General features: G+C 65.3%; 18 protein-coding genes and 2 tRNA genes. 6 read left to right on the top strand and 14 right to left on the bottom strand.

Annotated elements, in window-relative coordinates:
• Window positions 1–73: 73 nt before the first annotated feature.
• Window positions 74–964 (bottom strand): helix-turn-helix domain-containing protein, encoded by an 891-nt coding sequence (locus CEY09_RS18435; RefSeq protein WP_088589769.1) that lies wholly within the window; start codon window positions 962–964, stop codon window positions 74–76.
• Between the two features lie 163 nt (window positions 965–1127).
• On the opposite strand from CEY09_RS18435, the gene CEY09_RS18430 reads away from it, so the two are divergent.
• On the top strand, window positions 1128–2021 hold the full coding sequence (locus CEY09_RS18430) for a DMT family transporter (RefSeq protein ID WP_088589922.1): 894 nt from the start codon (window positions 1128–1130) through the stop codon (window positions 2019–2021).
• Between the two features lie 16 nt (window positions 2022–2037).
• Here the strand turns inward: CEY09_RS18430 and CEY09_RS18425 are convergent, their stop codons facing one another.
• The 5 genes from CEY09_RS18425 to CEY09_RS18405 all read right to left on the bottom strand — a co-directional run bounded on the left by CEY09_RS18425 (window position 2038) and on the right by CEY09_RS18405 (window position 5843).
• Window positions 2038–3234, bottom strand: coding sequence for an aminotransferase class V-fold PLP-dependent enzyme (locus CEY09_RS18425; protein ID WP_088589768.1), 1197 nt, complete (start codon window positions 3232–3234; stop codon window positions 2038–2040).
• Between the two features lie 12 nt (window positions 3235–3246).
• The gene (locus CEY09_RS18420) at window positions 3247–3720 is read right to left on the bottom strand and encodes a RidA family protein (RefSeq protein WP_006224510.1); all 474 of its coding nucleotides are present in this window, start codon (window positions 3718–3720) and stop codon (window positions 3247–3249) included.
• A gap of 105 nt (window positions 3721–3825) precedes the next feature.
• Window positions 3826–4740, bottom strand: a complete 915-nt coding sequence (gene gcvA / locus CEY09_RS18415) for a transcriptional regulator GcvA (protein ID WP_088589921.1) — start codon at window positions 4738–4740, stop codon at window positions 3826–3828.
• A 160-nt stretch (window positions 4741–4900) separates the two neighbouring features.
• Window positions 4901–4976 (bottom strand) — tRNA-Asn (locus CEY09_RS18410).
• A gap of 66 nt (window positions 4977–5042) precedes the next feature.
• The gene (locus CEY09_RS18405; RefSeq protein WP_088589767.1) at window positions 5043–5843 is read right to left on the bottom strand and encodes an IclR family transcriptional regulator; all 801 of its coding nucleotides are present in this window, start codon (window positions 5841–5843) and stop codon (window positions 5043–5045) included.
• Window positions 5844–6004: 161 nt separating this feature from the next.
• Between CEY09_RS18405 and CEY09_RS18400 the strand changes: the two genes are divergently transcribed.
• The 3 genes from CEY09_RS18400 (at window position 6005) to CEY09_RS18390 (ending at window position 9951) form a co-directional block, all read left to right on the top strand.
• Complete coding sequence (locus CEY09_RS18400) at window positions 6005–7426, top strand: amidase (protein ID WP_088589766.1); 1422 nt, start codon at window positions 6005–6007, stop codon at window positions 7424–7426.
• Window positions 7427–7456: 30 nt separating this feature from the next.
• Complete coding sequence (locus CEY09_RS18395; RefSeq protein WP_088589765.1) at window positions 7457–8422, top strand: Bug family tripartite tricarboxylate transporter substrate binding protein; 966 nt, start codon at window positions 7457–7459, stop codon at window positions 8420–8422.
• Between the two features lie 140 nt (window positions 8423–8562).
• A complete protein-coding gene (locus CEY09_RS18390; protein ID WP_006224515.1) occupies window positions 8563–9951 on the top strand; it encodes a GntP family permease in 1389 nt (462 codons plus the stop codon).
• Window positions 9952–10024: 73 nt separating this feature from the next.
• Here the strand turns inward: CEY09_RS18390 and CEY09_RS18385 are convergent.
• The 6 genes from CEY09_RS18385 to petA form a co-directional block, all read right to left on the bottom strand.
• Window positions 10025–10100, bottom strand: a tRNA-Thr gene (locus tag CEY09_RS18385).
• A gap of 256 nt (window positions 10101–10356) precedes the next feature.
• Window positions 10357–10806, bottom strand: a complete 450-nt coding sequence (locus CEY09_RS18380) for a ClpXP protease specificity-enhancing factor (protein ID WP_006224516.1) — start codon at window positions 10804–10806, stop codon at window positions 10357–10359.
• A 12-nt stretch (window positions 10807–10818) separates the two neighbouring features.
• A complete protein-coding gene (locus CEY09_RS18375; protein WP_006224517.1) occupies window positions 10819–11430 on the bottom strand; it encodes a glutathione S-transferase N-terminal domain-containing protein in 612 nt (203 codons plus the stop codon).
• Between the two features lie 152 nt (window positions 11431–11582).
• Window positions 11583–12443 carry a cytochrome c1 gene (locus tag CEY09_RS18370; protein ID WP_088589764.1) on the bottom strand — a complete coding sequence of 287 codons (861 nt, stop codon included), beginning with the start codon at window positions 12441–12443 and terminating at the stop codon, window positions 11583–11585.
• A 24-nt stretch (window positions 12444–12467) separates the two neighbouring features.
• On the bottom strand, window positions 12468–13856 hold the full coding sequence (locus CEY09_RS18365) for a cytochrome b (protein WP_006224519.1): 1389 nt from the start codon (window positions 13854–13856) through the stop codon (window positions 12468–12470).
• Between the two features lie 74 nt (window positions 13857–13930).
• Complete coding sequence (gene petA / locus CEY09_RS18360; RefSeq protein ID WP_006224520.1) at window positions 13931–14572, bottom strand: ubiquinol-cytochrome c reductase iron-sulfur subunit; 642 nt, start codon at window positions 14570–14572, stop codon at window positions 13931–13933.
• 140 nt (window positions 14573–14712) lie between these two features.
• Between petA and mscL the strand changes: the two genes are divergently transcribed.
• A complete protein-coding gene (mscL, locus tag CEY09_RS18355; RefSeq protein WP_006224521.1) occupies window positions 14713–15162 on the top strand; it encodes a large conductance mechanosensitive channel protein MscL in 450 nt (149 codons plus the stop codon).
• A 68-nt stretch (window positions 15163–15230) separates the two neighbouring features.
• On the opposite strand, the gene CEY09_RS18350 is transcribed toward mscL, so the two are convergent.
• Window positions 15231–15992 (bottom strand): aldolase, encoded by a 762-nt coding sequence (locus CEY09_RS18350; protein WP_088589763.1) that lies wholly within the window; start codon window positions 15990–15992, stop codon window positions 15231–15233.
• A gap of 145 nt (window positions 15993–16137) precedes the next feature.
• Here CEY09_RS18350 and CEY09_RS18345 point away from each other — a divergent pair, with 145 nt between their 5' ends.
• Entirely contained in the window at window positions 16138–17166 is a 1029-nt protein-coding gene (locus tag CEY09_RS18345) for a helix-turn-helix transcriptional regulator (protein WP_088589762.1), read from the top strand.
• 33 nt (window positions 17167–17199) lie between these two features.
• Here the strand turns inward: CEY09_RS18345 and CEY09_RS18340 are convergent, their stop codons facing one another.
• On the bottom strand, window positions 17200–18531 hold the full coding sequence (locus CEY09_RS18340; RefSeq protein ID WP_088589761.1) for an MFS transporter: 1332 nt from the start codon (window positions 18529–18531) through the stop codon (window positions 17200–17202).
• Window positions 18532–18537: the final 6 nt, after the last annotated feature.

The raw sequence follows: 18537 nt of genomic DNA, 5'->3' as shown, positions 1-18537 counted from the left end.
TGTCAGGCCGCTAAGGGCGATGGGCCATTGTAGACCGCGTGGGTCGGGAAACGGGGCCGGACGGCGGCCGCCTTCAGTGCTGGCGGCGCGCGCTGCGGTACTGGCCGGGCGTGACGCCGATGGCGTCGCGGAACACCCGCGACAGGTGGCTGGCGTTGCCGAAGCCGCTGGCCTGCGCGATGCCGGCCAGGTCGCCCTTGCCGGCGGCCAGCAGGCTGCGGGCGTGCGCCAGGCGGCGCCCGCGCACCCACGCATGCGGCGGTTCGCCGAACGAGGTGTGGAACATGCGGGCGAAGTGGTAGGTCGACAGCGCGGCGACGCCCGCCAGCTGGTCCAGCGTCAGGGCTTCGTGCAGATGTGCGTCCACGTAATCCATGACGCGCCGGCGCACGGCGGGCGCCAGTCCGCCCCGGGCAGGCGGGGCGGACTTGCGAGCGACGCCCTGGTTCAGCAGGTGGTGCAGCACGGTTTCCGCTGCGCTGCTGGCCGCCAGCCGGTCCGCCGGCTGCGACCAGTCTGTGCCGAGCAACTGCCGGCACACGTCGATCAGAGAGTCGTCCTGGATGTAGGTGCGGTCGCGCAGTTCCAGGGTGCGGGGTTCGCAGTCCAGCCGCATGACGGCTTCGCGCGCCAGCCGTTCGGGGGCGATGTACAGGTGCAGGAAATGCACGGTGTCGTTCATGCACCAGCGCGAATAGTGTTCGGCGGGCAGCACGCAGAATTTGCCGGCGCCGCCGTGCAGGGTGTCGTGGCCGACCCGGAACGACTTGTCGCCGCCATGCAGGTACAGCGACAGCGTGTGGTGACCCGGGGTGTCGTAGCCCAGTGTTTCGTTGGCGCTGCGGCCCCATTGCGAAATCGCCATGCCTTCGCCCAACGGGGAGGCGCGCTCCAGCGTGGCGGTGGAGCGCGACAAGGTGCGAAAGACGGAGAAATCGGCCGGGGCCGAGGCGGTGGTGCCCATAGGACTGAAATGCTACTGCGATCTCGCGCGCGCCGCGCGCGCGACCGTGCAAAAACCGCAAGAACCGGCAATCCGGGGCCGGCCGGGCGGCGCACACTCGCGGCAAGGCGGCTTGTGCTCTGGTTCGCCCGCTTCGTGTCCCCTATTTTTTGCCCATCGCATCGTGAATCTCTTCCTGTATTTCCTGACCGTCGTCATCTGGGGCACCACCTGGATCGCCATCAAGCTGCAACTGGGCGTGGTGGCCATTCCCGTGTCCATCTTCTACCGCTTCGCGCTGGCGGGCCTGGTGCTGTTCGCCGCCCTGTTGCTGACCCGCAAACTGCAGAAGCTGGACCGGCGCGGCCATTGGCTCTGCGTGGGCCAGGGCCTTTGCCTGTTCTGCCTGAATTTCCTGTGCTTCTACACCGCCACGCAGTGGATCCCCAGCGGACTGGTATCGGTGGTGTTTTCCGCCGCGACGCTGTGGAACGCGCTGAACGCCCGGCTGTGGTTCGGCACCCGCATCGCGCCGCGCGTGATGCTGGCCGGCGTGTTCGGCTTTTCAGGCCTGGTGCTGTTGTTCTGGCCCGAACTGGCCAGCCAGCAGGCCAGCCACGAAACGTTGCTGGGCCTGGGCTTCGCGCTGCTGGGCACGTTCTGCTTTTCCACCGGCAACATGCTGTCGTCGTTGCAGCAGCGCGCCGGCATCCGGCCGCTGACGGGCAATGCTTTCAGCATGGTCTACGGCGCGTCGATCCTGTTGGCGGGCTGCCTGGTGGCGGGCCTGCCGTTCCAGTTCGATTCGTCGCCGGCGTATGTGGGCGCCCTGCTCTACCTGGCGATTCCCGGATCGGTGATCGGCTTTACCGCTTACTTGACCTTGGTGGGTCGCATGGGGCCGGCCCGCGCCGCATATTGCACGGTGCTGTTCCCCGTCGTCGCGCTTACCGTGTCGACGGTTGCCGAGGGCTATCAATGGACTCCGTCGGCCTTTGTCGGCCTGGCGCTGGTGATGGTGGGCAACCTGCTCGTCTTCACGAAGTGGTCGCCCTTCATGCGCCGCGCGGTGGCCTGAGGCGGCAAGGGCCGGGCTAGCGCGCCAGTTGCCGCAGCCCATCCAGCAAGCGGGCGACTTCGGCATCGCTCGTCAGATAGCTGACCGAGGCGCGCGCGATCTGCGTCAGGCCGCGCGTCTGCATGTCCAGCGGCGTGTAGGGCACGCCGTTACTGCCGATGGTGATGCCCTGCACCGCCAGGGCGCGCTGCACGGCAGCCGCCTCCTGTCCGGCCAGGTTGAAGGACACCAGGCCGGACAGCTCCCGGCCCTGATCCAGCACGGTGATGCCCGGGATGGCCGCGATCTCCGTTCTGAGCGTTTGGGCTTTGGCATCGATGGTGGCGCGGATGGCCTCCAATCCGATGTCCAGCGCCTCCTGCAAGGCGTGGGCCAGGCCGCAGCGCAACGCCAGCGAGTTTTCGGCGGATTCCAGGCGGGCGGCATCGGCGCGCAATTGCGGCTGGCCGTCCGCGCCCAGCGGGGCCGAATGGGTATCGACGAACGCAGGCGTGAGCTGGTCGAGGAAATCCTGCCGCACGTACAACAGGCCCGTGCCGCGGGGGCCGCGCAAGGCCTTGCGGCCGGCGCCGCTCAGCACGTCGCAGCCGATCTCCGCCACGTCGATGGGCAACTGGCCCACTGCTTGCGCGCCGTCCACGAAATACGGAATGCCGTGCTGGCGCGCCACGCGGCCGATGGCGGCCGCCGGATTGATCAGTCCGCCGTTGGCGGGCAGCCAGGTCAACGCGATCAGGCGCACGCGGTCGTCCAGCATGGCGGCGAGCGCCTCCGGGTCCACGCAGCCGCTGTCATCCGAGGGGATGGTTTCCAGGACGGCGCCAGCGCGTTCCGCCCGTAGCCGCATCGCCGCCAGGTTGCCGCCCCATTCGTGACGGCCGACCAGGATGCGGTCGCCGGGACGCCACGGCGCCATCGCGGCGAAGGCCGCGCCCCAGCCCGGGGAATTGCCGGTGGTCAGCGCGATCTCGTCCGGCTGCGCATTGAGCAGCCGGGCCGCCAGCGTGCGGGCGCTTTCGGTCAGCGCACGCGCGGCCACGCCGGCCTCCATCGGACCCTGCGCCGCTTCGCGCTGCAAATGCCCGTAGATCGCCTCCAGCGTGCCGGCAGACGGCAACGACGAGCCGGCGTGATTGAAGTGGATACTGGTTTTCGCGCCCGGCGTGCGGGCGCGCAACGCGTCGATGGCGTCAGGGGTCAGAGGGGCTGGCATGGCGGCTGGCGATCAGGCGGGGGTCAAGGCGATGACGGCTTCGATTTCCACGGCGACGCCCTGGGGCAGAGAGGCCACGCCGACGGCGCTGCGCGCATGGCGGCCGGCGTCCCCGAACACGTCCACCATCAGGTCGGACGCGCCGTTGGCGATGGCGCTCTGGCGGTTGAAGTCAGGCGTGCTGGCCACAAAGACACCCAAGCGCACGACGCGCGCCACGCGGTCCAGGCGGTCGCCCGTCGCGGCGGCGATCTGCGACAGGATGCTCAGGCCTGACAGCTTCGCGGCTTCGACGCCGTCGGCGTCCGAGATCTGGTTGCCCAGCTGGCCCAGGTAGCGCGGCTTGCCACCCTGCCGCGAGATCTGGCCCGAGATGGTGAGCAGGTTGCCCTCCAGGACGAACGGCACGTAGTTGGCGGCGGGCGCGGCGGCGGCTTCCAGGGTGTAGCCCAGTTCGGCCACGCGGCCGGAGATGGTGCGGGTCATGTCGATTCACCTGCAAAAGGGGTTAGCGAAAAAGCGCGAGCTTCGATGCTATCGGCCACTGCCGCGCGTGACCAATCAATTCTTGCCTTTTACACATGAGTAGAACTAATACGTGTCCGCCGCCGCCTGTGCGGCCTGGACCAGCCAGTCATGCAGGGCCTTTGCCGGGGGCGTCAGGGCGCCACGGGGGGCGACGAACCACCAGCCGATGCGCGGATCCTCCAGCATCGTCTCCGGTAGCGCCTCGACCAGCGCACCGCTGGCCAGGTGCGGGGCGATCAGCCGATGCCGGCCCATGGCCAGGCCTTGGCCGGCCAGCGCGGCTTCGACGACGATGTTGTAGTCGTGCAGGCGCACGGTCTGGGCGCGGCCCAGGTCCATGCCGAACTGCCGCGCCCACGCGTCCCATTCAAATGGCTGCTTGGCATGCGAGGCAAGCAACGGGTGTCGCAGCAGATCGTCCGGCGTGCGCGGGCGCTTGCGGCCGGCGATCAGGCTGGGCGCGCATACGACCGACAGCCGTTCGCCCATCAGCAGCCGCGAGGCCACGCCGGGCCAACCGCCGCGGCCGTAGCGGATCGCCACGTCCACTTCGCCGCCCGCTACATCGGCCAAGCCAATGTCCGGCTGCAGTTGCAGGTCGATGTCCGGATGCGCAGCGGCGAACGCCGGCAGGCGCGGGGCCAGCCAGCGCGTGGCGAACGACGCCAGCAATCCGACCTTGAGCGTGGTGCGCGCGGCCGTCGGTGCGCGGATGGCGTCGGTGCCCTGGCGCAGCAATTCAAAGGCGGCGTGCACGTGTTCGTAGTAGGCCTGGCCGGCAGGCGTGAGCGCCACCGCGCGCGTGCGCCGCTCGAACAGCGCCACGCCCAGCTCGTTTTCCAGGCGCTGGATGTGGTGGCTGATCGCGCTTTGCGTGACGAAGAGCTCTTGGGCGGCCAGCGAAAAGCTCAGGCGCCGCGCTGCCGCTTCGAAGGCGCGCAAAGAAACCAGGGCAGGCAGGGATCGCGTGGAACGCATGGGCAAGGGGAGGAAAGCGTCGAGGCGGGATGCGCGTCATCCTACGCTTTGTGGAGGGCAATGCAAAAAGCCCGCAAACAGGTTGCGGGCTTTTTTAAGGGTACTGCGGGTACTGCTTGTCTTGCGAGCCGTGCGGATGAAGATTGCGCGGCTGAATTCTTGGCTCCCCGAGCTGGGCTCGAACCAGCGACCTGCGGATTAACAGTCCGTCGCTCTACCGACTGAGCTATCGGGGAACAGGTAGAGGGGCCGAATTATGCACAAAAAATCGAAAGAATGCAAAACGGCCTGAAAAATTTCAATCAGGCGTCCTGGATCGCCTGCGCCGTGCGGAACAGCTGCGGCACGATATCGCTCAGCAAGCGGTCGGTGGGATAGTCGTGGCGCGGCGCCCTCACGCTGATCGCGGCCAGCGGGACGTCACGCGCGTCGCGCAGCAGCACCGCCGCGCCGACCTGGTTTTGCAGCACCTGGTCTTCAGTCAGCGCATAGCCGTCTTCGCGTGCCTGGCGGATCAACGCCAGCAAGGCCTCCGGGTCCACGACCGTGCGCGGCGTGAAAGCGCGTGGCGGCGCCCGCAGCAGCGCCTGCCGGATGGCGTCATCGTCTTGCGGGGTCAGCAGCATGCGCCCGCCGCTGTTGCACCAGGCGGGCATGCGGCGGCCCGGCAGCATTTCGGCCAGGGTCAATTGCCGGCTGGGCAGGCGCAGCAGATAGATCATGTCGGTGCCGGCCAGCACGCTCATGTGCACGGCCAGGCCGCAGCGGTCGCGCAGCGCCACCAGATGCGGCGCAGCCATGGACACCAGCCGGTCGCTGCGCAGGAAGAAGTAGCCCAGTTCCACGACGCGGGGCCCCAGCCGGTAACGGCGCGAGGCCGGATCCTTGATCAGGTAGCCCATGCGCTCCCAGGTGTGGATGAAGCGCTGCGCAGCGCTTTTTCCCAAGCCTGTGATCAAGGCGATATCGGTCAGGCCCAGCGAGTCTGAGGCGTCGCGGAACGCGTCCAGCACCCGCATGCCCTTTTCCAGCGAAGCGACAAACAAGGGGTCGTCGCTGTCCACGGCGGTGGTATCGGCAATAGGGGGCGGGCGTGTCGTCATGGGGGTTCCGGGCCGGGCGGCGAAAGGGATCGGAGGCAGCGAAAAGGAGGGCAGTGAAAGCGGGGCAGCGCTAGTTTCCCCGAATTGTCCGGGGGCGGAATACCCACTATAAAGTTGATTATTAAATACTTTGTATCGCATAGCAATAAACCTAAGCTGCAATGACACAGACTTCCTCTTTATGCGACATGACCGCCGTGGCATTGCGCGCCGAGATCGCCGCCGGCCATCTCAGCGCCCGTGACGTGACGGCCGCGCATCTGGCGCGCATTGACGCCTGCAATGCCCAAGTGAATGCGGTGGTGACCGTGGATGCCGAAGGCGCGCTGGCGCGCGCCGCGCAGGCCGATGAACGCCAGGCGGCCGGCCACCCGCTGGGCCTCTTGCATGGGCTGCCCATCGTGCACAAGGATTCGTTCCTGACGGCCGGCCTGCGCACGACTTACGGTTCGCCGCTGTACCGCGACTTCGTGCCCGAGCGCGACAGCCTGATCGTCAGCCGCGAGCGCGCGGCCGGGGCGATTACCTTGGGCAAGACCAACCTGCCCGAATTCGGGGCTGGCTCGCAGACGTTCAATCCGGTATTTGGCGCTACCCGCAATCCCTACGACCTGTGCCTGACCGCGGGCGGCAGCAGCGGGGGCGCCGCCGCCGCGCTGGCCACGCGCATGGCGCCGCTGGCAGACGGCACCGACATGGGCGGGTCGCTACGCAATCCGGCCTCGTTCTGCAACGTGGTGGGCCTGCGGCCGTCGCCCGGTCGCGTCCCGCAATGGCCGACGGCCAATCCTTTCAACGCGTTGACGGTGGCGGGACCGATGGCGCGCACGGTCGCCGACGTGGCGTTGTTGCTGGCCGCGATCGCCGGCGCAGACCCGCGCGACCCGCTGGCCATCGAACAGGACCCGGCTCGCTTTCTCGACAGCCTGACGCGCGATTTCAATGGCGTGCGCATCGCCTATGCGCCGACCTGGGGCGGCCTGCCCGTCGAACGCGCGGTGCTGCAGGCGCTGGAACGCCAGCTGCCTGTCTTCGCGGACCTTGGCGCGGTGGTGGAACCCGCCTGCCCGGACTTCACTGGCGCAGACGCCTCGTTCCAGGCCCTGCGCGGCCAGGCCTTCGCGGTGGGCTACGAAGCGGTGCTGCGCGACCACCGGCATCTGCTGAAAGACACGGTCATCTGGAACGTCGAACTGGGCCTGCAACAGCCGCCGTCTGCCGTCCTCCAGGCCGAGCGCGACCGCGCTGCCCTGTTCGCGCGCATGCAGGCCTTCATGCAGACCCATGAATTCCTGATCGGGCCGGTCAGCCAGGTGCTGCCGTTCCCGGTCGAGCAGGAAACCGTGAGCCGCATCGAAGACACGCCGATGCACAACTACATCGACTGGATGCGCTCGGGCTACTACCTGTCGTTGACCGGCCATCCGGCGATCTCGGTGCCCTGCGGCTTCACCGATGCGGGCTTGCCCGTGGGCATCCAGATCGTCGGGCGCTATCGCCAGGAACACACGCTGCTGCAGCTGGCGCACGCGTTCGAACAGGCCACGCAGTACTGGCGCCAGGCGCCTGTGCTGCCGCACTGATCACCACACCAACAACACAAGGGGAAACCAATGAACCAAACCGTCGCCCGCGCCCTCGCGCTGTGCGTCCTGGCCGCAACGCCGCTGATGGCCTCGGCACAGTCCTATCCGGACAAGCCGATCACCATGGTGGTGCCGTTCCCGCCGGGCGGATCCACCGATGTCATCGGCCGCCTCTTCGCTGTGAAGCTGGGCGCGCGCCTGGGCCAGGCCGTCGTGATTGAAAACAAGCCCGGCGCCAACACGGGCATCGGCGCTGCCGCCGTCGCTCGCGCTGCGCCCGATGGCTATACCTTCATGATCACCGGCGCGCCGACGTTCACGTCGAACCCGCTGCTGTATCCGAACCTGAACTACGACCCGATCAAGAGCTACGAATACGTCGCCGTCGCCGGCAGCACGCCGTTCGTGATCCTGACGAATCCGCAGACCGGCATCGGCACGGTGGCGGACATCACCAGCAAGTCGGCCGCGCAGCCGCTCAGCTTCGGTTCGTTCGGCAACGGCTCCACGCCGCACATGGCGGGCGAGTCGCTGGCCCAGCGCACGGGGGCCAAGCTGCTGCACGTGCCCTACCGCGGCAGCGCGCCGGCCATGACGGACCTGATCGGCAACCAGATCCCGCTGTCGATCGACACCCTGGTGGCGGGCCTGCCCCAGATCAAGGCGGGCAAGGTGCGTGCCGTGGCGTTGACGGGCCGCGCGCGCTCTTCCCTGGTGCCCGAGGTGCCCACCGTTGCCGAAGGCGGCGTGGCCGGCTACGACTTCGAAACCTGGTTCGGCGTCGTGATGCCCAAAGGCACGCCCGCGCCCATCGTCGCCCGCATGTCCAAGGAAATCGAAGCGGTGATGGCGGAACCGGACACCCGGGCCAAGCTGCAGGAGCTGGGCTTTGACGCGACTTACCAGGACCCGGTCGCGTTCCGCCGCAAAGTCGAGACGGAACTGGAGCGCAATGCGGCGATCATCAAGGCCGCAGGGATCAAGCCCGACTGAGCGCTTGGGGGATAGGCTGCGCGGGGCGCCCTGAGGCCTCGCCGCCCGCCCGTCGCCCTGTGACCGGCGGGCGTAAAGCCGATCCCTTATGATGGCACCCAGAAGGTTCGCGACCTCTCTCGTCTTTTCTGGGTTCACACATGTCTTCGTTCGACATTCAATTGCTGCTCACCGCCCTGGTGAGCGTTTTGGTGCTGGTCGCACTGATTGTTTCGCGCATCCGCATGCATCCGCTGCTGGCGCTCCTGATCGTTTCCATCGGCGTCGGCTTCGCCACGGGCATGGAGCCGGTGGCCATCGTCAAGAACCTGACCGACGGCGCGGGCAAGACCCTGGGCGCGGTCGGCGTGGTGATCGCGCTGGGTGCCATGCTGGGCAAGATCCTGGCCGACTCCGGCACCACCGAGCGCCTGGCCAACGCCATCCTGCGCCACACCTCGCCCCGGATGATCCCCTGGGCCATGACGCTGGTGGCGTTCGTCATCGGCATCCCCATGTTCTTTGAGGTCGGCCTGGTGGTGATGCTGCCGCTGATCTTCAGCGTGGCGCGCAAGCTGGAGGGCCAGCAGCGTTTCAAGGGGTCGGCGTATGTGTATGTCGGCGTGCCGGTGATTTCAGCCCTGGCGGCCATGCACGGCATGGTGCCCCCGCACCCGGGCCCATTGACGGCGATCGCCACCTTGAAGACCACGGTCGGTCCGACCATGATCTACGGTTTCATCGCCGCGCTGCCAGCCATGATCTTCGGCGGTCCGCTGTATGGCGCGTTCATCGCCCCGCGCATGACGACCCGTCCGGACGAGGCGCTGCTGGACCAGTTCACCGCTACCCGCGAAGCGGCCGCCGGCAACGGCGCGCCCAGCGTGGGCCTGGGCATCCTTGCGGCCCTGTTGCCGGCGTTGCTGATGCTGGTGCACGCCGTGGCCGAGATGCTGCTGCCCAAGGGTTCAAGCGGCCTGCACGTGGCCGCCTTCCTGGGTAACCCGGTCGTCGCCATGCTGTTGGGCGTGTTGTTTGCCGCCGTCACGCTGGTCTTCATGCGTCGCGGCGACGCGGAAAAACTGCGCGAGGCGCTCGGTCAGAGCTTGAAGCCCATCGCCGGCATCATGCTGATCATCGCCGGCGGCGGCGCCTTCCAGCAGGTGCTGACCAGCGCCAAGGTCGGTGACGCCATCGTGCACCTGACGCACCAGTTTGCCTTCCCGCCCCTGATCCTGGGCTGGCTGATCGCCATGCTGCTGTCGGTGTCCACGGGTTCGGCCACGGTCGGCATCGTGGGTGCCGCGGGCCTGCTGGCGCCGCTGGCCGGCGCCGACCCCTCGTTGAACCTGCCGTTGCTGGCGCTGTCGATCGGTTGCGGTTCGCTGTTCTTCAACTATGCCAACCACGCCGGTTTCTGGATGGTGAAGGAATCCTTCGGTATGACGATGGGCGAAGCCACCAAGACGATTTCGGTGGTGCAATCGATCGTGTCGGTCGTGGGCCTGATCATGGTCCTCTTGTTCAACATGCTGCCCCCGCTGGGCTGAAGCCAAGGGCCGCACACGGCTGTCGAAAAGCAAAAAGCCCAACCGGGAGGTTGGGCTTTTTGTTGGATGCGTTTGGTGCCGGTGAAAGGAATCGAACCCTCGACCTTCTCATTACAAGTGAGCTGCTCTACCAACTGAGCTACACCGGCTTGGCGTGCCAGGGCACGCGCAGGGACTGCATTGTAATGAAAAAACGCTGCCGCCGTGTGCGGGCCGACGCGTGCCGCAATACAGCCTTCCCCATGGCGGCGGTTCAGCGCCGCCGTGCTGGGGCGACGTGCGTAAACGCCGCGCAGCAAAAAGCCCCGCGCGGGCAGGATGGGCATCCTGCCTGGCACGGAGCACGGGAATCAGTCTGGCTTGCAAGGACATTGCGCCAGGCGCGCCGTCCCCGCATCGCGGCGGCTATTTGACGATGGTCAGGCGCGGACGCTTGGGTTCGTCATCATCACCGCCGTCGTCGCCCGGCGTGGCCTCGGCATCGGTGCTTTCGGGCGCGGCGGTGTCCGCCACGCCTTGTGCACCGGCTGCCGGCGGTTCGTAGGGCTGCACTTCGAAGCCCATGCCGGCGCCGGTTTCGCGCGCGTAGATGGCGCTGACGGCGCCGACGGGAACGTAGACGTTTTCGGTCACGCCGCTGAAGCGGGCCTGGAATTCGATGAATTCATTGCCCAGCACCAGACGGTTGGTGGCCAGCGTGCCCACGTTCAGCGTGATCTGACCGTCACGTACATGCGCGACGGGCACCATGGTGTGCTCGTCGACCTGCACGGTGATGTACGGCGTGTAGCCGTTGTCAGTGCACCATTCGTGCAGTGCGCGGATCAGATACGGTTTGGTCGAAGTTTCACCCATCACACAACAGCCTTAACGACGCATCACTTTTTCCGAAGGCGTCAGCGCTTCGATGTAGGCCGGACGCGAGAAGATGCGTTCGGCGTACTTTTGCAGCGGAGCCGCGTTCTTGGGCAGTTCAATGCCGTAGTGGTCCAGGCGCCACAACAGCGGAGCCACTGCCACGTCCAGCATGGAGAACTCTTCGCCCAGCATGTACTTGTTCTTCAGCAGCATGGGGGCCAGCTGGGCCAGGCGGTCGCGGATGTTCTGGCGGGCATGGGCCAGCTTCTTCTCGTCCGGCTTGGCGCTGCGGTCTTCCAGCGTCGAGACGTGAACGAACAGTTCCTTCTCGAAGTTGTAGAGGAACAGGCGGGTGCGGGCGCGCATGACCGGGTCAGCGGGCATGAGCTGCGGGTGCGGGAAGCGCTCGTCGATGTACTCGTTGATGATGTTCGACTCGTACAGGACCAGGTCGCGCTCGACCAGAATGGGCACTTGACCGTACGGGTTCATCACCGAGATGTCTTCGGGCTTGTTGTACAGGTCGATGTCGCGGATCTCGAAATCCATACCCTTTTCGAACAACACGAAGCGGCAGCGTTGCGAAAACGGACACGTGGTTCCGGAATAGAGCACCATCATGGTGAAAGTCCTTTATGAAAAACGAAAGGCCAGCGCCTAAATCTAGCAGGCGCTGGCCCCGATTGCCAGGCGGGATAGGCGTACAGCCCTATCCGCCAATACCGTCCCTGTTTTTAAACGGGGACGGTTGTATGCCTGGCGGGGCGTTGCGGTTAGCGCACGTGCTTCCAGTACGAAGCGTTCAAGCGCCACGTAACCAGGAAGAACAACAGCAGGAACAACATGACACCGACGCCGATACGGACGCGTAACGTCTGGACGGGCTCGGCCATCCAGGACATGAACGCGGTCAGGTCTGCGACGTCGTTGTCGTATGTTGCGACTTGGGCCGGGTTGGCGGCCTTAAATTTGGCATCAAAGGTGGCATGGCCGCGGTAATCAGCTACCGGTTCGGCCTTGACCGTGGAAAAACCTTGAGCATCGTACACCGTCGTGACGCGTTCCCAGGTTTTGGGTGCGCCTTCCTTGGCATCCTTGGCTTCCACTTCATGCATGGCCACGGTCGTCAGCTCGCGCGGACCCTGGAGCTCCCAGAGCGCGTGGGGCATGCCCACGGCCGGGAAAACCAGGTTGTTCCAGCCGGTGGCGCGTGACGAATCGCGGTAGAAGGTGCGCAGGTAGGTATAGATGTAGTCCGCGCCGGACGGGCCGGCGTTGACCGATTTGGCGCGGGCGATCACGGACAAGTCCGGGGGCGTCGTGCCAAACCACTTCTTGGCGTCCTTGGGCGTCATGGCGACAGTCATCATGTCGCCCACCTTTTCGCCGGTGAACAGCAGGCTTTCCTTGATTTGCTGGTCGGTCAGCCCGATGTCCTTCAACTTGTTGTAGCGCATCGACGATGCGCTATGACAGTTCAGGCAGTAGTTGACGAACAGCTTGGCGCCGTTTTGCAGCGACGCCATGTCGTTGACGCGGTACGGCGCCTTGTCCAGCGGGAACCCGCCTTCGGCGGCGAATGCGGCGGTACACGTGAGCATCAAGGCCACGGCACCAATCAGCTTCTTGATCATGGTTAATCCGTTATCTGGTGGGGCTCAGTGGGCGTGGAACGTAACGCGCTCAGGCACTTGCTTGAAGGTGCCAAGGCGGCTCCAGACCGGCATCAGGAAGAAGAATGCCAGGTACAGCAGCGTGCCGATTTGCGACGTGATGTTCAACGGCGGACTGGGCGGCTGCGTACCGATGTAGCCGAGCACCAGGAAGTTGACCATGAAGATGCCGTAGATCCACTTGTGCCACGTGGGGCGGTAGCGGATCGACTTGACCGGGGAATGGTCCAGCCACGGCAGGAAGAACAGGATGACGACCGTGCCGCCCATGGCGACCACGCCCCAGAACTTGGCGTCGATCACGCGCAGCAGCACGGCCACGACGATCAGGATGCCGGGGATGGCCACGCGCAGGATGCCCTTCAGGTTGCTCTTGACGAGCAACGCGATGGCGCCCAGCACCGATGCGCCTGCCAGCACCCACGTGAATTCGTCGGTGGTGGCGCGCAGCATCGAGTAGAACGGCGTGAAGTACCAGACCGGAGCGATGTGCGGAGGCGTCTTCAGCGAGTCAGCAGGGATGAAGTTGTTGAACTCGAGGAAGTACCCGCCCATTTCCGGCGCGAAGAACACGATGAACGCGAACACGAGCAGGAAGCCCGCCACGCCCATCAGGTCATGCACGGAGTAGAACGGGTGGAACGGGATGCCATCCTTGGGCCGGCCGTACTTGTCTTTCGGGCCCTGCTTGATCTCGATGCCGTCCGGGTTGTTCGAGCCGACTTCGTGCAGCGCCACCAGGTGAGCCGCCACCAGGCCCACCAGCACCAGCGGAATCGCGATGACGTGGAAGGCGAAGAAGCGGTTCAACGTGGCGTCCGACACGACGTAGTCGCCGCGGATCCAGATCGACAGTTCAGGGCCGATGAACGGAATGGCCGCGAACAGGTTCACGATCACCTGGGCGCCCCAATACGACATCTGGCCCCAGGGAAGCAGGTAGCCGAAGAAAGCTTCGGCCATCAGACAGAGGAAAATCGCCACGCCGAAGATCCACACGAGTTCGCGCGGCTTGCGGTAGGAACCGTAAAGCAGCCCGCGCAGCATGTGCAGGTACACGACGACGAAGAACATCGACGCGCCGGTGGAGTGCATATAGCGCACCAGCCAGCCCCAAGGGACTTCGCGCATGATGTATTCGACGGACTGGAACGCGCGTTCGGCGTCCGGCTTGTAATGCATGACCAGGAAAATGCCGGTCACGATCTGCAGCACCAGGACCAATAAGGCCAGAGAGCCAAAGAAATACCAGAAGTTGAAATTCTTCGGTGCGTAGTACTCGGACAGATGGGCTTTCCAGGTGGAGGTCACCGGAAAGCGCCGGTCCAGCCAGCCCAACAGGCCTGTCGTCTCGACGGTTTTCTCGCCAGCCATGTAACGGCTCCTTCTCTAATACGTGGCGTATTTGTTTTACTTACGTAATTCGGGAAAAAAGCGCGACGCGAGCGTCAGGCCTTGTTGTCTTCATCAACGCCCACAATGATGCGGGTGTCGCTGAGATATTGGTAAGGCGGTACTTCGAGATTATCGGGAGCAGGCTTGTTCTTGTAGACCCGGCCAGCCAGGTCGAACGTGGAGCCGTGGCACGGACAGAGGAATCCGCCTTGCCAATTGGCGCCCATGCCGCCACCGCCGCCTGTTTCGAAGTGCGAGGTGGGCGAGCAGCCCAGATGGGTACAGATGCCGACACAGACGAAGATCTCGGGCTTGCGCGAGCGAGCTTCGTTTTCGGCGTATTTGGGAGTGAAGCCAGGCCGCTTGGAATCGGGATCGGCCAGTAGAGGGTCCAGCGCTTTCAGGGCGGCGAGCTGTTCGGGAGAACGGTGAATGATCCACACCGGCTTCCCACGCCATTCCACTGTCTTCATGGTGCCGACGGGTATATCGCCGATATCCACTTCTACAGGGGCCCCGGCCGCACGGGCCTTTTCAGAGGGAGAAAATGTGCTCACAAGCGGCAAAGCCGTTGCGACACCTGCTACGCCACCCACAGCACAGGCGGTGGTAACCCAGAAACGTCGCGAAGGATCAGGTGGCAGGTTGGGATCAACCGCACCGTCATCATCGTGCACCAGCGTATCCTGACTCATCTTCCTATCCTTGTTGATGCGCCCGCTCTACGAGTAGCATCATTTCTGCGGCATCGGGTTCGCGGGAATATGTAACAACATAGCAACCGCGTATTATAGCGCCAGCCCACTGACGGGCGTATCACGAAGGGAGTGCTTTTATGAGCAAAGCAACTGGTTTCGTCAAAGAATTCCGAGATTTCGCCGTAAAAGGCAATGCGGTCGACTTGGCGGTGGGTGTCATTATCGGTGCAGCGTTCGGCAGGATCGTCGATTCGCTCGTCAAAGACATCGTCATGCCTTTGGTCAACTTCATCCTTGGCGGCTCGGTCGATTTTTCGAACAAGTTCCTGGTGCTGTCCATGCCGGCCGGCTACAACGGCCCGATGACGTATGCCGACCTCACCAAAGCGGGCGCAAACGTGTTCGCGTGGGGTAATTTCGTCACCATCATCATCAACTTCGTGTTGCTGGCGTTCGTGATCTTCTGGATGGTCAAGGCCATCTACAAGGCCCGCACCAAGGCCGAGGAAGCGCCGGCCGCACCGGCCGCAACGCCGGAAGACGTGGCGCTGCTGCGCGAAATCCGCGACCTGCTCAAAAAGCCCTGATTTGTTTTGCCGCAGCCCCGGGACCCGCCCACGCGCGGATCCCGGCTGCGGCTTGTTGCCCGCGTGCGCTATCGCGCGGCCATTTGCCGTTCGACGCGGCGCGCGAACATGGCGAAGCTCGCCCGCACGATGCTGGGCTTGAGCAGGAAGTCATGCGATTCGGCGGCCAGTGCATCATTCACCGGTTTTACCTCGCCGTAGGCGGCGGCTGCCTGCAACTGATTGCGGGCCGCGCGTTCGATCAGCACCGACAGGTACAGCGCCTCTTCCACGCAGGATCCCGCGGCCAGAAATCCATGGTTGGCCAGCAGGATGCAGCGCTTGTCGCCCAGCGCCGCTGAAATGATCTCGCCTTCCTGGTCGGCGATGGGCAGGCCCGGCCATTCCTTCAGGTGCGCGCAGTCGTTGTGAAACGGAGTCGCGTCCATGTGCGCGACGACCAGCGGCTGGCCCGTCATCGACAACGTCGACACATGCGGCGGGTGCGTGTGGATGATGCATTGCACGTCGGGACGCTGGCGATAGACCCAGAAATGGAAGCGCACGGCGGGGTTGGGCGTGCCCGGGCCCTCGAGCACTTCCATGTCCTCGTTGATGCGGATGACCGAAGCCGGATCGATTTCGTCGAACGCCTGTGCCAAGGGCGTGGTCAGGAACGTGCCGTCTTCCTTGCGCACGGTGATCTGGCCTGCCAGGGTTTCCGAATGGCCTTCGCTGGCGAGAATGCGGCAGCTCAGCGCCACCTTTTCCTTCTCGCCCCAGTTTCCGAAGTCGAGCTTGTTCGCGGAGCGCGCAAAGAAGGCGTCGGCATGAGCTTGTTTTTCCAGCATGGGGTCTCCTTGGGGATAATGGCTCAATTACACGCCCGCCAGCGCGGCCTGCAATTGACCGATCACGAACGCGGGTTGACTCAATGCGACAGGACGGCAGGCGTTTTTCGGCCGTTGTCGGCCGGCCCGACGGAGAATTCCGAGCATGCCCAGCGCCAGCCAGACCGTGAACGCACCCGCCCGGCCCGCTTGTTCCGAGGCGGATCTCAACTTTGCGCCCCAGTTCCGCCCCTTCTACGCGCAAGAGATCGCCGGCTATGAGCGCGAGCTGGACAAGCTCGTCCTGCCGGGCGAGTTCCGGGCGTTGACGGAGCAGCCCAGGCTGCAGTTGCAGGCCTGTCGACTGCGTGCAGGCGGATTGGTGGTCAGCCTGGAATCCACGCCGATCAGCGTGCACCATCGCGCGGAGCACGCGGCCGACCTGGACCACGCGGAGTTCCTGGCAAGCTTCGTGATCGCGGGGCATGGCGTCATCGTTCAGAACGAGGCGACCCTGCCGCTGGAGCCGGGGGACATTATCTTTCGCACGACCGCACTGCCCTCCGAGATCCGGATGTACACCGATTCGCGCATCGTGATGGTGAAGGGGCCGCTTTCGCGCCTGCTGGGCGCGCACAGCCTGGCGATGTCGCAGTTCACCGCGCAGCGCGGGGTGGCCGGCTTGCCGATGGTGCAGACCGCCCATCGCTGCCTGCATCACGTATTTTTCGACAAGGCGGAATCCAATCCCACCTCGTCGCTCTTTGCCGAGCAGGCCCTGCTGGCGCTGCTGGCCTCGATCTACACCAGCCAGGCGTTGGAGAAGATACCGGGCGACGCGCGGGCGCCGGCGGACAACTGGCAGGTGCTGGCGAGCTACATCGATGCCCACGTCACCGATCCGGACCTGTCGGTGCAGGCGGTGGCGGATGTGCTGCGCGTGACCACACGCTGGGTGCACCGGCTGTTCAAGATGCGTTCGCTGCAATACACGAGTTATGTGCGCGAGCGCCGCCTGCAACTGGCCAGGGAGGCGCTGGAGGACCCGCGGCGCTCGCACGTCGAGGTCAAGGAGATCGCCGTCTCTTGCGGTTTCCAGCACGCCAGCCATTTCATCCGGCGCTTCCACGAGCGCTTCGGCATGTCTCCCGCCTTGTATCGGAAGACGGCCAGAAGCGGCAGCGGCGGCGCATAGGTCGCGCCGCCGCTGCGGGACGGCTTGGGCGCGTCAGCCGCGGCGCAAGTCCTGAGCCGTGGGTTTCATGAGGAACGCCGAGGTGCCGGCGACGATGCCCAGGAAGGCCAGATAGACGCCGACGGGAAGGATGCTGTCGAACTTCTGGACGAGCGTGGCCGAGATCAGCGGCGCCAGGCCGCCGCCGATGGCCGCCGAGAACTGGACCCCGATGGACAGCCCGGAATAGCGCAGCTCCGGGGGGAACTGGGCGCTGTAGAGGCTGGACTGGGGCGCGATCATGATCGCGTAGTTCAACGCCATGGCGACGAAGACGGCAAGGCTGTATGCCATGAGCGAACCGCTGCCCACCGCCATGAAGATCGGAATGGCCATGAGCCCCAGCAACATGCCGCCCCAGCCGCAGACGCGGCGCGCCCCGATGCGGTCGGCCAGGACGCCGAACAGCGGGATGGTGAACATCAGCACGCCGGCGCCGTAGAGCAAGGCGTGCAGCGCGTCGGCGCGGCTGAAACCCAGCTTGGACACGGCGTAAGACACCGAGAACACCAGGAAGGTATAGATCCAGGTGACCTCGGCGATCTTGCAGCCGATGCACAGCAAGAGCGATTTGCCGTGCGCGCGCAGCAGTTCGCGCAGCGGCACCTTGTTGGCGAGTGGTTGCCTGGCCTGCGCGCGCTCGCGCTTGACCTGCTCGAACTCGGGCGATTCATCGATGCCGTGGCGGATGAACAGGCCCACGACGATGAGCACGGCACTGGCGAGGAACGGCAGGCGCCAGCCCCAGGACAGGAAGTCTGCTTCCGGCAGCCGCGTCACCAGCGCGAAGGAGCCCACCGACAACAGGATGCCCAGGGGCGCACCCACCAGCGGCAGGCTGCCGAAGAACGCCTTCCACTTCGGCGGCGCGTGTTCGACTGCCATCAGCATGGCGCCACCCATCTCGCCGCCGAACGACAGGCCCTGGCCGATGCGCAGCACGACCAGCAGCACCGCCGCCGAGATGCCGATCTGTTCATACGTGGGCAGCAGCCCGATGAGCACGGTGCACAGGCCCATCAGCAACAGGCTCAACGTCAACATGGATTTGCGGCCGACGCGGTCGCCGAAGTGGCCGAACAGGATGCCGCCGATGGGCCGCGCCAGCATGCCGCTGGCGAATGCGCCAAAGGCCGCCAGCGTGCCGGTCACCGGATCGAACTGCGGAAAGAAGATCTTGTTGAAAACCAGCGCCGCGGCGGTGCCGTAGGCGAGGAAGTCGAAGGCTTCCACGGCGGTGCCGATGACGGTCGCAACGGCGACCCGGAACAGGTTCGGTTTCTTGTGTGAGCGGGCAGCGGACTGCACGGCCGGTATGGCGTCCATGGTTTT

This window comes from Achromobacter marplatensis, assembly GCF_002209535.1.
In the GTDB taxonomy this organism is placed as follows: domain Bacteria; phylum Pseudomonadota; class Gammaproteobacteria; order Burkholderiales; family Burkholderiaceae_B; genus Achromobacter; species Achromobacter marplatensis.
Note: the sequence above shows the minus strand (reverse complement) of the source record. Positions and strands in the feature narration are given on the sequence as shown.

Bases quoted from the DNA above. Each gene is read 5' to 3' on its own strand.
- CEY09_RS18435 (WP_088589769.1), bottom strand. From the start codon at position 964: ATGGGCACCACCGCCTCGGCCCCGGCCGATTTCTCCGTCTTTCGCACC.
- CEY09_RS18425 (WP_088589768.1), bottom strand. From the start codon at position 3,234: ATGCCAGCCCCTCTGACCCCTGACGCCATCGACGCGTTGCGCGCCCGC.
- CEY09_RS18420 (WP_006224510.1), bottom strand. From the start codon at position 3,720: ATGACCCGCACCATCTCCGGCCGCGTGGCCGAACTGGGCTACACCCTG.
- gcvA (WP_088589921.1), bottom strand. From the start codon at position 4,740: ATGCGTTCCACGCGATCCCTGCCTGCCCTGGTTTCTTTGCGCGCCTTC.
- CEY09_RS18405 (WP_088589767.1), bottom strand. From the start codon at position 5,843: ATGACGACACGCCCGCCCCCTATTGCCGATACCACCGCCGTGGACAGC.
- CEY09_RS18400 (WP_088589766.1), top strand. From the start codon at position 6,005: ATGACACAGACTTCCTCTTTATGCGACATGACCGCCGTGGCATTGCGC.
- CEY09_RS18395 (WP_088589765.1), top strand. From the start codon at position 7,457: ATGAACCAAACCGTCGCCCGCGCCCTCGCGCTGTGCGTCCTGGCCGCA.
- CEY09_RS18390 (WP_006224515.1), top strand. From the start codon at position 8,563: ATGTCTTCGTTCGACATTCAATTGCTGCTCACCGCCCTGGTGAGCGTT.
- CEY09_RS18380 (WP_006224516.1), bottom strand. From the start codon at position 10,806: ATGGGTGAAACTTCGACCAAACCGTATCTGATCCGCGCACTGCACGAA.
- CEY09_RS18375 (WP_006224517.1), bottom strand. From the start codon at position 11,430: ATGATGGTGCTCTATTCCGGAACCACGTGTCCGTTTTCGCAACGCTGC.
- CEY09_RS18370 (WP_088589764.1), bottom strand. From the start codon at position 12,443: ATGATCAAGAAGCTGATTGGTGCCGTGGCCTTGATGCTCACGTGTACC.
- CEY09_RS18365 (WP_006224519.1), bottom strand. From the start codon at position 13,856: ATGGCTGGCGAGAAAACCGTCGAGACGACAGGCCTGTTGGGCTGGCTG.
- petA (WP_006224520.1), bottom strand. From the start codon at position 14,572: ATGAGTCAGGATACGCTGGTGCACGATGATGACGGTGCGGTTGATCCC.
- mscL (WP_006224521.1), top strand. From the start codon at position 14,713: ATGAGCAAAGCAACTGGTTTCGTCAAAGAATTCCGAGATTTCGCCGTA.
- CEY09_RS18350 (WP_088589763.1), bottom strand. From the start codon at position 15,992: ATGCTGGAAAAACAAGCTCATGCCGACGCCTTCTTTGCGCGCTCCGCG.
- CEY09_RS18345 (WP_088589762.1), top strand. From the start codon at position 16,138: ATGCCCAGCGCCAGCCAGACCGTGAACGCACCCGCCCGGCCCGCTTGT.
- CEY09_RS18340 (WP_088589761.1), bottom strand. From the start codon at position 18,531: ATGGACGCCATACCGGCCGTGCAGTCCGCTGCCCGCTCACACAAGAAA.